12 protein-coding genes and 1 tRNA gene are annotated in these 15,224 nt (G+C 73.6%); 11 read left to right on the forward strand and 2 right to left on the reverse strand.

The genetic code is table 11. The annotated features are described in order from the left end of the window. Positions 1-52: 52 nt before the first annotated feature. Together DQ239_RS15235 and DQ239_RS15240 are read left to right on the forward strand one after the other, a co-directional pair. Positions 53-1,879 (forward strand): NAD(P)/FAD-dependent oxidoreductase, encoded by a 1,827-nt coding sequence (locus tag DQ239_RS15235; protein ID WP_113835275.1) that lies wholly within the window; start codon positions 53-55, stop codon positions 1,877-1,879. Then, positions 1,876-3,078, forward strand: a complete 1,203-nt coding sequence (locus DQ239_RS15240) for a cytochrome P450 (protein WP_113835276.1) — start codon at positions 1,876-1,878, stop codon at positions 3,076-3,078. Before DQ239_RS15235 ends, DQ239_RS15240 begins: the two co-directional genes overlap by 4 nt. Positions 3,079-3,169: 91 nt before the next feature. Here the strand turns inward: DQ239_RS15240 and DQ239_RS15245 are convergent, their stop codons facing one another. Beyond that, on the reverse strand, positions 3,170-3,628 hold the full coding sequence (locus DQ239_RS15245) for a GNAT family N-acetyltransferase (RefSeq protein WP_113835277.1): 459 nt from the start codon (positions 3,626-3,628) through the stop codon (positions 3,170-3,172). Between the two features lie 61 nt (positions 3,629-3,689). Between DQ239_RS15245 and DQ239_RS15250 the strand changes: the two genes are divergently transcribed. From DQ239_RS15250 to DQ239_RS15260, 3 genes are all read left to right on the forward strand, one after another. Then, entirely contained in the window at positions 3,690-4,853 is a 1,164-nt protein-coding gene (locus DQ239_RS15250; RefSeq protein WP_113835278.1) for an acyl-CoA dehydrogenase family protein, read from the forward strand. 91 nt (positions 4,854-4,944) lie between these two features. Continuing rightward, positions 4,945-5,388 carry a DUF1707 domain-containing protein gene (locus tag DQ239_RS15255; RefSeq protein WP_113835279.1) on the forward strand — a complete coding sequence of 148 codons (444 nt, stop codon included), beginning with the start codon at positions 4,945-4,947 and terminating at the stop codon, positions 5,386-5,388. 80 nt (positions 5,389-5,468) lie between these two features. Further along, the gene (locus tag DQ239_RS15260; RefSeq protein ID WP_113835280.1) at positions 5,469-7,463 is read left to right on the forward strand and encodes an acetoacetate--CoA ligase; all 1,995 of its coding nucleotides are present in this window, start codon (positions 5,469-5,471) and stop codon (positions 7,461-7,463) included. A 103-nt stretch (positions 7,464-7,566) separates the two neighbouring features. Here the strand turns inward: DQ239_RS15260 and DQ239_RS15265 are convergent. After that, positions 7,567-7,652: transfer RNA gene (locus DQ239_RS15265), tRNA-Leu, on the reverse strand. 173 nt (positions 7,653-7,825) lie between these two features. On the opposite strand from DQ239_RS15265, the gene DQ239_RS15270 reads away from it, so the two are divergent. From DQ239_RS15270 to DQ239_RS15295, 6 genes are all read left to right on the forward strand, one after another. Further along, a complete protein-coding gene (locus tag DQ239_RS15270; protein WP_113835281.1) occupies positions 7,826-8,638 on the forward strand; it encodes a DUF3662 and FHA domain-containing protein in 813 nt (270 codons plus the stop codon). A gap of 76 nt (positions 8,639-8,714) precedes the next feature. Beyond that, positions 8,715-9,176, forward strand: a complete 462-nt coding sequence (locus DQ239_RS15275; protein WP_113835375.1) for an FHA domain-containing protein — start codon at positions 8,715-8,717, stop codon at positions 9,174-9,176. Continuing rightward, positions 9,173-10,588: a PP2C family serine/threonine-protein phosphatase gene (locus DQ239_RS15280; RefSeq protein ID WP_113835282.1), complete on the forward strand. Its 1,416-nt coding sequence runs from the start codon at positions 9,173-9,175 to the stop codon at positions 10,586-10,588. Before DQ239_RS15275 ends, DQ239_RS15280 begins: the two co-directional genes overlap by 4 nt. Next, entirely contained in the window at positions 10,588-11,988 is a 1,401-nt protein-coding gene (locus tag DQ239_RS15285) for an FtsW/RodA/SpoVE family cell cycle protein (protein WP_113835283.1), read from the forward strand. The genes DQ239_RS15280 and DQ239_RS15285 overlap by 1 nt, the downstream gene beginning before the upstream one ends. Next, positions 11,985-13,427, forward strand: coding sequence for a penicillin-binding transpeptidase domain-containing protein (locus tag DQ239_RS15290; RefSeq protein WP_113835284.1), 1,443 nt, complete (start codon positions 11,985-11,987; stop codon positions 13,425-13,427). The genes DQ239_RS15285 and DQ239_RS15290 overlap by 4 nt, the downstream gene beginning before the upstream one ends. Beyond that, positions 13,424-15,160 (forward strand): protein kinase, encoded by a 1,737-nt coding sequence (locus DQ239_RS15295; protein ID WP_113835285.1) that lies wholly within the window; start codon positions 13,424-13,426, stop codon positions 15,158-15,160. The genes DQ239_RS15290 and DQ239_RS15295 overlap by 4 nt, the downstream gene beginning before the upstream one ends. The last annotated feature ends 64 nt before the right edge of the window (positions 15,161-15,224 follow it).

Below are 15,224 nucleotides of genomic sequence, written 5' to 3' on the forward strand. Positions count from 1 at the left end.
AGTCTTCCGGCACTGTGGCGCGGAGCACAGCCGGATGAGGAGAACGCGAGCGATGACGACCTCCACCCGTGGGCCGGTGCGCCCGGACGGCACGCCGATCGACAAGGACGCCGTCCGCCGCAAGTACCTCGCCGAGCGGGACAAGCGCCTCCGCGCCGACGGCAACGAGCAGTACGTGCGGCTCACCGGCGAGCTGGCCGGCTACCTCACCGACCCGTACACGCCGCGGGTCGAGCGCGCGCCCAAGACCGACCACGTGACGGTGGCCTTCATCGGCGGGGGCTTCGCCGGCCTGGTCACCGGGGCCCGCCTCAAGGAGGCCGGCGTGCACGACGTGCGGATCGTGGAGAAGGGCGGGGACTTCGGCGGCACCTGGTACTGGAACCGCTACCCGGGTGCGCAGTGCGACACGGCGTCGCTGATCTACATGCCGCTCCTCGAGGAGACCGGCCACATGCCGACCGAGAAGTACGCGCACGCGCCGGAGATCCTCGAGCACTGCCAGCGCATCGGGAAGCACTACGGCCTCTACGACGACGCGCTGTTCTCCACCGAGGTCACCGACGTCCGCTGGGACGAGGCCGGGGCGCGCTGGCTGGTGCGCACCGACCGCGGCGACGCCTTCACCGCGCAGTTCCTCGCCATGGGCACCGGCCCGCTGCACGTGCCCAAGCTCCCCGGCATCCCGGGGATCCGCGACTTCCGGGGCCACAGCTTCCACACCAGCCGGTGGGACTACGCCTACACCGGCGGGGACCCGTCGGGGGCGCCGCTGGACGGGCTGGCCGACAAGCGGGTCGCGATCATCGGTACCGGGGCCACGTCGGTGCAGGCGGTACCGCACCTGGCCGGCGCGTGCGCGGAGCTCTACGTCTTCCAGCGCACGCCGTCCTCGGTCGACGTCCGCGCCAACGCCCCGCTGGACCCCGAGTGGTTCGCCTCCATCGCCACCCCGGGCTGGCAGCGGCGGTGGCTGGAGAACTTCACCGCCACCCAGACCGGCGCCGGCGACGGCGAGGACCTGGTGATGGACGGCTGGACCGACCTGGCCCGCCGGATGCGCGAGCGCGTGCTGTCGCTGCCGCCCGAGCAGCAGACCCTCGCCGGCATGCAGGCCGCCATGGAAGACGCCGACGTCGAGAAGATGGAGGAGATCCGCGCCCGGGTCGACGCCGTCGTGACCGATCCGGCCACCGCCGAGGGGCTCAAGGCCTGGTACCGGCAGCTGTGCAAGCGGCCGTGCTTCCACGACGAGTACCTCGACGCCTACAACCGGCCCGGGACGCACCTGGTGCACACCGACGGCAAGGGCGTCGAGCGGATCACCGAGACCGCCGTCGTCGCCAACGGCCGCGCCTACGAGGTCGACTGCATCATCTACGCGTCGGGCTTCGAGGTGGGCACCGAGTACACCCGCCGCGCCGGCTATGACGTGACCGGCCGGGACGGCGTCCGGCTGTCCGAGCGCTGGGCCGACGGCATGCGCACCCTGCACGGCACCCACGTGCACGGCTTCCCGAACCTGTTCGTGGTCCAGCCCACCCAGGGCGCCAACCTGATCAGCAACGTGCCGCACAACCTCACCGAGTCCGGCCGCACCATCGCCGCGATCGTGCGGCACGCCCTGGACACCGGCGCGGCCGAGGTCGAGGTGACCGCCGAGGCGGAGCAGGCCTGGGTCGACCTGCTGCTCACCCATCCCGGCCGGGGGGTGATCGGCTCGCCCGACTGCACCCCCGGCTACTACAACAACGAGGGCCAGGACGCCGGCCTGCGGGCGAAGCTCACCGTCGGGTACCCGGCCGGGGCGGCCGCGTACTTCACCTACCTGGAGGGCTGGCGGTCCTCCGGCGAGTTCGAGGGGCTGATGTTCCGGTGACCGATCTCGAGGACCTGGTCCGCAACATCGACGTCGTCGACCCGTACCCGCTGTGGCAGCAGCTGCTCGACGGCGGCCCGATCATCGCGCCCGACGAGTCGTTCGCCCTGCTGACCTCGCACGCCCACTGCGACGCGGTGCTGCGCTCGCCCCTGGTCAGCGTGGACCGGAACAACTCCACCCAGTGGCAGGAGCTCGTGGCCACGCTGTCGCCCGAGGAGCGGGAGCGCCAGGAGCGGCAGCGCAGCTTCCTGTTCCTCGACCCGCCGGACCACACCCGCCTGCGTCGCCTGGTGAGCAAGGCGTTCACGCCGCGGACCGTCGCCGAGCTGACGCCGTTCGCGGAGAAGCTCACCGAGGAGCTGCTGGACGCCGCCGTCGCGCGCGGCCGGCTCGAGGTGGTGGGCGACCTCGCCTACCCGCTGCCGGTCACCGTGATCAGCCGGATGCTCGGCGTCCCGGAGGAGGACCACCGGCGGTTCTCCGCCTGGTCGGACGTGCTGGCCAAGAGCCTCGACGACGGGCCGGCGATCGACGACACCGAGGAGTCCCGGGCCCGGCGGCACGCCGTCGACGAGTTCCGCGGCTACTTCACCGAGCTGTGCGCGCAGCGCCGCGCCGATCCGCGGGACGACCTGCTCAGCGCGCTGGTGCAGATCGAGCACGAGGGCGACCGGCTCTCGACCGACGAGCTGTTGAGCACCGCGCAGCTGCTGCTGGTCGCCGGCCACGAGACGACGGTGAACCTGATCGCCAACGGCACGCTCGCCCTGCTCCGGGACGACGACCTGCGGGCCCAGGTGGCGACCGACCCGGGATGCGCCGCCGGCGTCGTGGAGGAGGTGCTCCGCCTCGACCCGCCGGTGCAGATGACCGGGCGGATCGCCCGCGAGGACCTGGAGGTCCCGGGTGGCCGCGTGCGCGCCGGTGGTCGCGTGGTGCTGCTCATCGCCGCCGCGGGCCGGGACCCCGAGCAGCACCCGGACCCCCTGCGCCTGGACCCGACCCGCACCAGCCCGCACCTGGCGTTCAGCATCGGCTCCCACTACTGCCTGGGCGCGCCGCTGGCCCGGCTCGAGGGGCGGATCGCGCTGCAGGCGCTCGCGCGGCGCCTGGCCGGCGCGCGGTTGGGCGAGCTGACCTACAAGCCGAACCGCATCCTGCGCGGCCCGGCCCGGCTCGAGGTCCTGCTCCCCTGACCCGTCGGGCCCCGCGAACCATGCGAACTCGTGGTCATCCGTCGCTGATGGCCACGAGTTCGCATGGTTCGCCGCCGTGGGGTGCGCGCCGCTAGACCAGCGTGCGCTCGAAGAACAGCGAGTCGGCCGCCTTCGGATCGCCCGCGTACCCGCCGAACGCTGCGATCGGGGAGTAGCCGCCGGACTCGTACAGGCCGATCGCGGCGCGCTGCAGCGGCCCGGTCTCGAGCCGCAGCGTCGTCCAGCCCCGGGTGCGGGCCGCCTCCTCCAGCGCGCGCAGCACCGCCCGGCTGACCCCCCGCCGGCGCGCGGCGGGGACGACGTACATCCGCTTCACCTCGGCCGCGCCGTCGTCCAGGGCGCGCAGGGCGCCGCAGCCCAGCGGCGTGCCGTCGTCGTCCCGCGCCACCAGGACCACGGAGATGTCGGCCGCCGACGGCGGGCGCCCGGGCTCGGTCTTGCCGCCGTACAGCTCGATGATCTCGGCCTGCTGGTCGCCGGCGAGCTGCTGCACCACCGGGTGGTCCCAGGCCGCCGGCTCGATCCGCACGCGCCCATCCTGGCCGACCCGGAGAGGTAGCGTCCGCGGGGACCGTCCATGGAGGAGCGCCGTGCCCGTCGACCGCGACCTGCCCACCCCCGAGGCCGAGGACCTGCTCGCCCTCACCCGCGAGATCGCCGACGCGGAATTGGCCCCCAAGGCGGCGGCCGACGAGCGCGAGGAGCGCTTCCCCCGCGAGGTGTTCCGGCTGCTGGGCGAGGCGGGCCTGATGGGGCTGCCGTTCGGTGAGGAGGTCGGCGGCGGGGGCCAGCCCTACGAGGTCTACCTGCAGGTGGTCGAGGAGCTCGCCGCCCGCTGGGCCAGCGTGGCGCTGGGCGTCAGCGTGCACACCCTGGCCTGCTTCCCCATCGACCGGTTCGGCACCGACACCCAGCGCCGCGAGCTGCTGCCGGACATGGTGGGCGGGCAGCTGCTCGGCGCCTACTGCCTGTCGGAGGCGCACGCGGGCTCCGACGCCTCGGCGCTGCGGGCCAGCGCCCGGGCCACCGACGACGGGTGGACGGCGACGGGCGAGAAGGCGTGGGTCACCCACGGCGGCCACGCCGACTTCTACTCGACCTTCCTGCGCACCCCCGACGACGGCGAACGGGCCATCTCCTGCTTCCACCTCACCCCGGAGCTGCCCGGCTTCAGCGCGGCTCCGCCCGAGCAGAAGATGGGCCTGACCGGCTCCACGACCGCCGCGATCCGGCTCGACGGCGTCCCCGTCCCCGCCGACCGGCTCGTCGGCGAGCGCGGCCGCGGCATGCAGATCGCGCTGGCGGCGCTGGACTCCGGCCGGCTGGGCGTCAGCGCCGTCGCCGTGGGGCTGGCGCAGTCCGCGCTGGACCTCGCCGTCGGCTACGCCGTGGAGCGGGAGGCCTTCGGGCGGCCGATCGCCCAGCACCAGGGCGTGTCGTTCCTGCTGGCCGACATGGCCGCCGCCGTCGAGTCGGCGCGGGCCACCTACCTGGTCGCGGCGCGCCGCAAGGACGCCGGCAAGCCGTACTCCCGGCAGGCCAGCATCGCCAAGCTGATCGCCACCGACGCCGCCATGAAGGTGACCACCGACGCCGTCCAGGTGCTCGGCGGGGCCGGCTACACCCGCGACCACCCGGCGGAGCGGTACATGCGCGAGGCCAAGGTGATGCAGATCTTCGAGGGCACCAACCAGATCCAGCGGATGGTCATCGGCCGCTCGCTCACCGCGGACGTGGTCCCGCCCGCCGGGTGACCGGGACGGTTCCACGTGGAACCCACCGATCGGTGGACGACGGCGGCGCCGCGCGGTCCGATGCTGGGAGGCACCGTCCCCGGAGGGCCCCATGACCGAACCGCACCTGCGCGCAGCCGACGCCGACCGCACCGCCGTCGCCGACGTCCTCGGACGGCACATGTCCGCGGGGCGGTTGACCGTCGCGGAGTACGAGGAGCGACTCGGCCGCGCCTGGGCGGCGACGACCTACGGCGAGCTCGCGGAGCTGACGGCCGACCTGCCCGACGACCGGCCCGCCCCGGTCGTCGCCGCCCGGGAGGCCCGCCCGGTGCGGTGCGGCGCGCACCGGTGGCCCGGCGCGGATGCGGGCGCCTGGCGCTCGTGGGCGAGCACCGCGGCGATCGTGCTCGCCATCTGGGCGATCACCTCGCTGGCCAGCTGGCAGCTCCTCTACTTCTGGCCGATCTGGGTCATCGGCCCGTGGGGCGCGCACCTGCTGGTCCGGTCCGCCACCGGGCGGGACGACCGGGAGCGGGCGCGACCGGGCCGCTGACCGGGCAGTGCACCGCGTCACAGGCGGGCGTGGCGCGGCGTTAGCGTGACCCGGTCCGTTCCCCAGCCCCGGAGGCACGCGTGACCGCAGGCACCGATCCCGTCCGAGAGCCCGGCGAGGTGCTGTGGGCGCCGTCGGCGGAGCGGCGGGAGGCGTCGCGGCTCACCGCCTTCGCCCGCCGGCTCGAGTCCCGGTACGGGACCCGCTTCGACGACTACGACGCGCTGTGGCGCTGGTCGGTCGAGCACCTCGACGAGTTCTGGGCCGAGGTGTGGGAGTTCTTCGACGTCGCTCCGGGGACGACGTACGACGCGGTGCTGGCCGACCGGTCCATGCCGGGGGCGGTCTGGTTCCCGGGCGCGCGGCTGAACTACGCCGAGCACGTCCTGCGGCGCGGCGAGGGCCGCGGCGGGGAGACGGCGCTCGTCGCGGTCGCCGAGGACGGCACGGTCGCCGAGACGACGTGGGACGAGCTGATCGCGCAGGTCGGGGCGGTGGCGACGGCGCTGCGCAGCAGGGGCATCAGCCCCGGGGACCGCGTCGTCGGCTGCCTGCCGAACATCCCGCAGGCCGTCGTCGCCTTCCTCGCCGCGGCCAGCGTCGGCGCGATCTGGTCGGCCTGCGGGCCGGAGATCGGGCTGCAGAGCGCGATCGACCGCTTCGCCCAGCTCGAACCGGCGCTGCTCATCGCCGTCGACGGCTACCGCTTCGGCGGCCGGGAGCACGACCGGCGCGAGCTGGTCGACGACCTGGCCGCCGCGCTGCCCTCGCTGCGCGAGGTGGTGACCGTGCCCGTCCTCGGGACCCGGCCCGACGGCGAGGGCTCCCGCTGGGCGGACCTGCTCACCGAGCCCGGTGAACCCGCACCGGTCCAGCTGCCCTTCGACCACCCACTGTGGGTCGTCTACTCCTCCGGCACCACGGGGTTGCCCAAGGGCCTGGTCCACGGCCACGGCGGGATCCTGCTGATGGCGCTGGCCCAGAGCGGCCTGCAGAACGACCCGCAGCCCGGCGATCGCGGCATGTCCTACACGTCGACCACCTGGATCATGTGGAACAGCATGGTCAGCGGGCTGCTCACCGGCAGCACCGCCGTCCTCTACGACGGCAACCCGATGCACCCCTCGGTCGACCGGCTGTGGCAGCTGGCCGAGGAGCACCGGCTCACCAGCCTGGGCGTGAGCCCCGGCTACCTGCAGGCGTGCGAGAAGGCCGGGCTGCACCCGGGACGCGACCACGATCTGTCCGCGCTGCGCAGCCTCGGCGTCACCGGCTCCCCGCTGCCGGCCGGCTCGTTCCGCTGGGTGTACGACGAGCTCGGCCCGGACTTCGTGCTGCGGGTGTTCAGCGGCGGCACCGACTTCGCCGCGACGCTGGTGGGCGGCTCCCCCTGGCTGCCCGTCCACCTGGGCGAGATGTCCGGCCGGGCGCTGGGCTGCCACGTCGAGTCCTGGGACGCCGAGGGCCGGCCCCTGGTGGACGAGGTCGGCGAGCTGGTCATCCTGTCGCCGATGCCGTCGATGCCGCTGCGCATCTGGGGTGACGACGACGGCCGGCGCTACCACGACGCCTACTTCGACACCTATCCCGGCGTGTGGCGGCACGGCGACTGGCTGACCATCACCAGCCGCGGCACCTGCGTCATCTCCGGTCGCTCGGACTCCACGCTCAACCGGCACGGCGTCCGGATGGGCAGCTCGGACATCTACCAGGCGGTCGAGGCGCTGCCCGAGGTGGCCGAGGCGCTGGTCCTCGGCGTCGAGCAGCCCGACGGCGGCTACTGGCTGCCGCTGTTCGTGCGCCTGGCCGAGGGCGCGGTGCTCGACGAGGCGCTCGTCGACCGGATCCGCTCGGCCGTCCGCACGCAGGCCTCGCCCCGCCACGTCCCCGACGAGGTGATCGAGGTGCCGGCCGTCCCGCACACGACCACCGGCAAGAAGCTCGAGGTGCCGATCAAGCGGATCGTCCAGGGCGTCCCGGTCGAGAAGGCGTGCAACCTCGGCGCCGTCGACGACCCGACCGCCGTCACCTGGTTCGCCGACCTCGCGGCACGACGGCAGCCCACCGCGGGCTGACGCTGTACGCCGGCGGCGCGTTCCGGGCCCGGGATGCGCCGCCGGTGCACATCCATCCCGGAAACGGCGAAGGGCTCCCCGGATCGGGGAGCCCTTCGCGGCGTGGTGGGCAAGGGGGGAGTTGAACCCCCACGTCCTTTCGGACACACGGACCTGAACCGTGCGCGTCTGCCATTCCGCCACTTGCCCTGGCGCGCGACGACGATAGCAGCCCGGGAGAGGGCGTCCGGCCGGGGGTGGCACCGCCGCGCTCGCGCCGGTACAAGTGAGTCCGACGGCGCGCGTTGGCCGGGCCGCGACGCGCCGCCCGGCTACGATCACCGACAGCACAGACATGTCCGGGCGAGAGCGAGGGAGCGACCGTGGGTGTGCTCCAGCGCTTCGAACGGCGCCTCGAGGGCATGGTCGGCCTGGCGTTCGCGCGCCTGTTCAAGGGCAAGGTCCACCCCGCCGAGATCGCCAAGGCCCTGCAGCGCGAGGCCGACGAGCAGCGCTCGGTGGTCGGCGAGGGCCGCATCCTGGCGCCCAACGTCTACGTCGTCCGCCTCGGGAACACCGACTACGAGCACCTGGGCCAGTGGTCCGAGCAGCTCGCCGGCGAGCTCGCGGACATGGTCGCCGAGCACATCGACGACGAGGGCTACTCGATCTTCGACGCCGTCCGCGTGCACTTCGAGCTCGACGGCGACCTGCCCACCGGCGTCTTCGAGGTGTCCTCCGAGGTCGCCGACCCCTCCGCGCCGGGGCACCGCGGGGATCTCGCCTCCGCCGGTGCGCCCCCGGCCCCCGGCCACCCGCCGCTGCCCCCGCTCCCACCCCTGCGCGGGCACGCCAGCGACACCGGAAGGGGAGCCGCCCCGCCGCCGCTGCGCCCCGGCCGCTCGACCGTCGCGCACGCGCTCGTCGTCGACGGTCCGGGCACCCGGCACGAGCTGTCGCACGGCCGCAACGTCATCGGGCGGGGCACCGAGGCCGACATCCGGCTCCCCGACACGGGGGTGAGCCGCAAGCACGTCGACGTCGTCCTGGAATCCGGCGTCGCGACCGCCGAGGACCTCGGGTCCACCAACGGCACGCTGGTCAACGGCCGGCGGATCACCCGGCAGCCGCTCGCGGACGGCGACGTCATCCGCATCGGCCACTCCGTGCTGGTCTACCGACGGGACGGCGCGTGACGGGGTCGTCGAGGTCACGCATGAGCACCGCACTTCCGGGCACGGACTCGCTGATGGTGAGCGAGGTGACCGGGTGATGGCCGAGATCGTGCTGCAGGGGTTCCGCTTCGGTTTCCTGCTCCTGCTCTGGCTGTTCATCTTCGCCGCCTTCCGCGTCGTCCGGGCCGATCTGCTCGGCGGGCGCGCCGGCCGGGTGGCCTCGGTGCCGCCCCGCGCAGCCGCACCTGGTAAGAAGCGCAACGGCAAGGGACCGCGCACCCTCGTGGTCACCGCCGGCCCCCTCAGCGGCACCAAGATCACCCTCGGCGAGCAGCCGATCCTCATCGGACGGGCGGACGACTCGACCCTCGTGCTCACCGACGACTTCGCCAGCTCGCGCCACGCGCGGCTCACCAACCGCGGTGGCCAGTGGTACGTCGAGGACCTCGGCTCCACCAACGGCACCTACCTCGACCAGCAGCGCGTCCAGGGCCCGCTGCTGATCAGCCCCGGCCAGCCGATCCGCATCGGTCAGACGGCGCTGGAGCTGCGCTCATGAGCCTCGTCCTGCGCTATGCGGCGCGTTCCGACCGCGGCCTGATCCGCGGCAACAACCAGGACTCGGTCTACGCCGGGCCGCGGCTGCTCGCCGTCGCCGATGGCATGGGCGGCCACGCGGCCGGCGACGTCGCCAGCAAGGTCGTGATCGCCGCCCTGCAGCACCTGGACGACGACACCCCGTCCGGGGACATGCTGCAGGCGCTGCGCCGCGGCGTGTTCGACGGCAGCGAGCACCTGCGCGAGGTCATCCGCGACTCCCCCCAGCTCGAGGGCATGGGGACGACGCTGACCGCGATCCTCTTCGCCGGCGGACGGCTCGCGCTGTGCCACGTCGGCGACTCGCGCGCCTACCTGCTGCGCGACGGCGAGTTCACCCAGATCACCCACGACGACACGTTCGTGCAGACGCTGATCGACGACGGCCGGATCACGCCGGAAGAGGCCAACCACCACCCGCAGCGCTCGCTGCTGCTGCGCGCGCTCAACGGCCAGGAGGTCGAGCCGGACCTCTCCATGCGCGAGGCCCGCGCCGGCGACCGCTACCTGCTGTGCTCCGACGGGCTGTCGGGCGTGGTCAGCGAGGAGACCCTCGCCGACGCGCTCACCGACCCCGACCCGCAGACCACCGCCGACCGGCTGGTCGAGCTGGCGCTGCGCAGCGGCGGCCCGGACAACATCACCGTCATCGTCGCCGACGTCGTGGACGACGACGGTCGCGGCGCGCTCATGGACCCCGTCGTCGACGGTGCCGCCGGCGACTACGTCGGGCAGCGCCAGGTCGACGCCACCTCCGCGGCGGGCCGGGCGGCCCTGGCCGATCCCGCACCGCCGCCCCCACCGCCCGCACCGCCGACGGGCGGTGGCCCCTCCGCCCGCCGCCGCCCGCTGCGACTACTCCTCGGGGCGGGGATCCTCCTCGCCGTGCTCGTGGCCGGGGCGATCGGTACCTACGTCTGGGCGCTGCAGCACTGGTTCGTCGGCGTCGACGACGAGCAGGGGCAGGAGCAGGTGGCGGTCTTCCGCGGCCTGGACGTCTCGCTGCTCGGCCTGGACCTGTTCCGGGTCGACCGGGACGCCGACCTGCCCGTCGCCGACCTGACGGCGGCGGCCCGCAACCGGGTCCAGGGCGGCATCACCGCGGACGACTCCGACGACGCCGCGCGCATCGTGTCCGCGCTGCGCGACCAGCGCCTGCAGCCCTGCCCCACCGCCGAGGACGAGGAGCCCGCCGACACGGCGGCTCCGACGCCGACCCCGACGCCGAGCCCGACGCCCGGCGCCGCGCCGTCGACCCCCGCCGTGCCCGGCGCGCCGGGGAGCAGCACGCCGGAGAGCTCTACCGAATCCCGCACGTCGGCCGGGACGACGTCGTCGTCCCGGCCGGGGGTGGACTGCCGGGAGGTCGAGTGATGGCCGGACCGTCCACCGACCCCCGCGCCGCGGCCGCCCCGGGCGCCACCGTGCCCACCCGCCGCGGCACCGAGGCGCTGCTGCTGGCCTTCGCCGTCCTCCTCACGCTGGCCGCGCAGTGCATCGTCGACCTGACCGTCACCGGCTCGCTGCGCCCGGAGCTGGCCACCTTCGGCATCTGGTTCACCGCGCTGTGGACCGGAGCGCACCTCGTCGTCCGCCGGTTCGCCCCGTACGCCGATCCGCTGCTGCTGCCCTGCGTCGCCGTCCTCACCGGGTTGGGCCTGGTGATGATCCACCGGCTGGACATCGCCGACCCCGACGCCGGCTCGGACGCCCCCGTGCAGCTGCTGTGGGCGACCATCGGGCTGGTGCTGTTCGTCGCCGTGCTGCTGACCGTGCGCGACCACCGGTTGCTCTCCCGCTACGCCTACATCCTCATGCTGGTCGGCCTGGTGCTGCTGGCCATCCCCGCCGTGCTGCCGGCCTCGATCTCGGAGGTCTACGGCGCCAAGCTGTGGATCCGCGTCGCCGGCTTCTCCATCCAGCCCGGTGAGTTCGCCAAGATCTGCCTGGTCATTTTCTTCGCCGCCTACCTGGTGGACAAGCGCGACGTCCTGGCGCTGGCCAGCCGCAAGGTGATGGGGCTGGAGTTCCCCCGCGGGCGCGACCTCGGCCCGGTGATCGTCGTCTGGGTGCTGTCGATCCTGGTGCTGGTCTTCGAGCGCGACCTGGGCAGCTCGCTGCTGCTGTTCGGCATCTTCGTGGTGATGATCTACGTCGCGACCGAGCGGGCCAGCTGGGTGGTGATCGGCCTGCTGATGTTCGCCGCGGGCGCCACGCTGGCCTACAACGCCTTCGGTCACGTGCAGGCCCGCGTGGACACCTGGCTGGACCCGTTCGCCTACTACGACGGCTCGGGCTACCAGGTGGCGCAGTCGCTGTTCGGCCTGGGCACCGGCGGGCTGTTCGGCGCGGGCCTGGGCGGCGGCCGCCCCGACGCGGTGCCCATCGCCAAGAGCGACTTCATCGGCTCGGCCGTCGGCGAGGAGCTGGGCCTGTTCGGCCTGGCGGCGGTGATCATGGTCTACCTGATCCTGGTCGAGCGCGGCCTGCGCACCTCGCTGATCGTCCGCGACCCCTTCGGCAAGCTGCTGGCCGCGGGCCTGTCGTTCGCCGTGGCGTGGCAGCTGTTCGTCGTCCTCGGCGGCGTCACCGGCCTCCTGCCGCTGACCGGTCTCACCACCCCGTTCCTCGCCTACGGTGGCTCGTCGCTGGTCGCCAACTTCGGCCTGGTGGCGCTGCTGGTCCGGATCAGCGACGCCGCCCGCCGCCCGGCCACCCCGCACGTGGCCCCCCAGCGGCTCACCGATGCGCCGACGGAGGTGGTGCAGCCGTGAACGCACCCCTGCGCCGCGTGGCGATCAGCGTCCTGGTGCTCTTCACGCTACTGATCCTCAACATCAACTACATCCAGGTGGTGCGCTCGGACGAGCTGCGCGACGACCGGCGCAACACCCGCGTCCTCGCTGACGAGTACTCGCGGGAGCGCGGTGCGATCGTCGTCGACGGCGAGCCGATCGCCTTGTCGGTGCCCACGAACGACCGGCTGAAGTACCTGCGCCAGTACCCGCAGGGCGGCCTGTACGCGGCCGTGACCGGCTACTACTCGGTAATCTTCGGCGCCCGGGGCATCGAGGAGGCCGAGAACGCGCTGCTCGCCGGCACCGACGACCGCCTCTTCGTGCGCCGCATCTCCGACCTGTTCACCGGCCGCGACCCCTCCGGTGGCGACGTCGTCCTCACGCTCGACCCGGCTGTCCAGCAGGCCGCCATGGCCGGCCTCGAGGGTCAGGTGGGCGCGGTCGTGGCCCTGGACCCCTCGACCGGCGCCGTCCTGGGTCTGGCCAGCACGCCCACCTACGACCCCAGTGCGCTGGCCGGCCACGACCTGGACGCGGTGCGGGACGCCTCCGCGGCACTCGAGGCCGCCGACCCTGACCCGACCATCAACCAGGCCATCGGCCAGCGCTACGCGCCGGGCTCGATCTTCAAGGTGATCGTCTCGGCGGCGGCGCTCGAGGACGGCTACACGCCGGAATCCGTGGTGCCGGCGCCCCAGGTCTTCGACCTGCCCCAGTCCAGCGGGGTGCTGCGCAACTTCGGCGACTCCGCGTGCGATCCCAGCGGCCAGCAGACGCTGATCCGCGCGCTGACCATCTCCTGCAACACCGCCTTCGCCCAGCTCGGCATCGACCTGGGTGAGGACGCGGTCCGCGAGATGGCCGAGGGGTTCGGCTTCGACCGGGACGACCTGGACATCCCGATGGCCGTGGAGACGAGCACGCTCGGGGAGATCGAGAACGGTGACGAGCTGGCCAGGACCTCGATCGGTCAGCAGAGCGTGCAGGTCACGCCGATGCAGGCCGCGATGATCGCCGCCGCCGTCGCCAACGACGGCACGCTGATGAAGCCCTACCTGGTCGACCAGCTCCTCGCCCCCGACCTCACCGTCATCGACGAGACCGACCCCGAGGTCTACAGCGAGCCGTTCTCGACCGAGGTGGCCGACGGGCTCACCGAGATGATGAACAGCGTGGTGGCCAACGGCTCCGGCCGGAACGCACGGATCAGCGGCGTCCAGGTGGCCGGGAAGACCGGGACGGCGGAGAACGAGGGCCCCGACCACAACTGGTTCATCGGGTTCGCGCCGGCCGACGACCCGCAGATCGCCGTCGCCGTGTTCGTCCGCAACGGTGGGGGTACCGGCGGCGACACGTCGGCACCGATCGCCCGCTCGGTGATCCAGGCCTACCTCGACGGGCAGGAGGGCCGATGACGCTGGCCACCGGCAGCCTGCTCGCGGGCCGCTACGAGATCACCGCCCCGATCGCCGTGGGCGGCATGGGCGAGGTCTGGAAGGCCCGCGACCAGGTGCTCGACCGCGTCGTCGCGGCCAAGGTGCTCAAGAGCGAGTACACCGACGACCCGAGCTTCCTGGCCCGCTTCCGCAACGAGGCCCGGCACACCGCGGCGCTGTCGCACCCCAACATCGCCTCCGTCTACGACTACGGCGAGACCGTCGACGACACGGGCACCAAGAAGCTCGCCTTCCTGGTCATGGAGTACGTCGAGGGCCAGCCGCTGGTGACGATCCTCCACGAGGAGGGGAAGCTGCCGGTCGACTGGACGCTGCACGTGCTCGAGCAGGCCGCCGACGGGCTGTCGGCCGCGCACCGGGCCGGCGTGGTGCACCGCGACATCAAGCCGGGCAACCTCATGGTCCGTCCCGACGGCGTCGTGAAGCTCACCGACTTCGGCATCGCCCAGGCCCGCGACGCCACGCCGCTCACCCGCACCGGCATGGTCGTGGGCACCGCCCAGTACCTCTCCCCGGAGCAGGCCCAGGGCATGGAGGTCAACGCCGCCTCCGACGTCTACTCCCTCGGCATCGTCGCCTACGAGTGCCTCACCGGGGGCCGGCCGTTCGACGGCACCTCCCAGGTGGCCATCGCGCTGGCGCACATCAACCGCCAGCCGCCGCCGCTGCCGCCCGAGATCCCGCCGGCGGTCCGCCTGCTGGTCGAGCGGGCGCTGGCCAAGGATCCCGCCGACCGGTTCCCCGACGGCGGCGCCTTCGCCGACGCCGTCCGCCGGGTGTCCGCCGGCGGCACACCGACGCCCCTCGCCGCGCCGGTGGGGCCGGTCACCGCGCCGACCCAGGTCGTCGGCGACTCCCTGGCCGACGGACGGACGACGGTCCTCGCCGCCCAGACCGGAGCGCTGACCGGCACCCGGGCCCTCGCCCCCGCGACCGGACCGGCCGGGCCGATGCCCCCGCTGCAGGCGCCCGAGGACGACGACGACTGGCTGGCCGACGACCCCGCCCCGGCCCCGGCGAAGCGCCGCCGCTGGGCGTGGCTGCTGGCGGGGCTGCTCCTGCTGCTGCTCGTCGGTGGCGGGCTCTTCCTGCTGCTCGGCCAGGGCGACGAGAGCGACGGCGGCGACACCGCGAGCCCGACCACCACGTCGACCCCCACGGACCCGACCGCGGCCGGCGTGGCCATCGGCCCGGCCAGCGACTACGTCGGCCGCGACGCCGACGACGTGGAGACCGAGCTGGAGGCGCTGGGCCTCCAGGTCGAGCAGGTGGCGGCCGACGACGAGACGCTCGCCGGGCTGGGCCTCGACCTGGACGAGAACGCCGTCGCCGACGTCGATCCGGCCGGCACGACCGTGCCCGCAGGTTCGGAGATCACCCTGACCGTCGCCGAGGACGGCTGGACCGTCGAGGAGGAGGACCCGGAGCCGACACAGACGCCGTCGGAGGAGCCGGAGCCCACCACGCCGACCACCACCGAAGCACCGACCACGACGTCGTCGTCCTCCTCGTCGTCGTCCAGCACGTCGACGTCGACGAGCACGTCGACGTCCACGGCTCCGACGACGACGACGCAGTCCGGCACGACGGCTCCTCTCCCCTCGGAGACCGAGGAGCCGCCGCCCGTCGACTCTCCGCAGGCCGACGGTGCGGACAGCGCTGAGGCCGGTGCTGCGGGTGTGACCGGGTGAGCTGGTGCACCTCCGCCGGTTCCCGGGGAACGTGCCGTCCCACGGTTAGGCTCGCCGTCGACAT

It is taken from the genome of Blastococcus sp. TF02-09 (assembly GCF_003319105.1).
GTDB lineage: Bacteria > Actinomycetota > Actinomycetes > Mycobacteriales > Geodermatophilaceae > Blastococcus.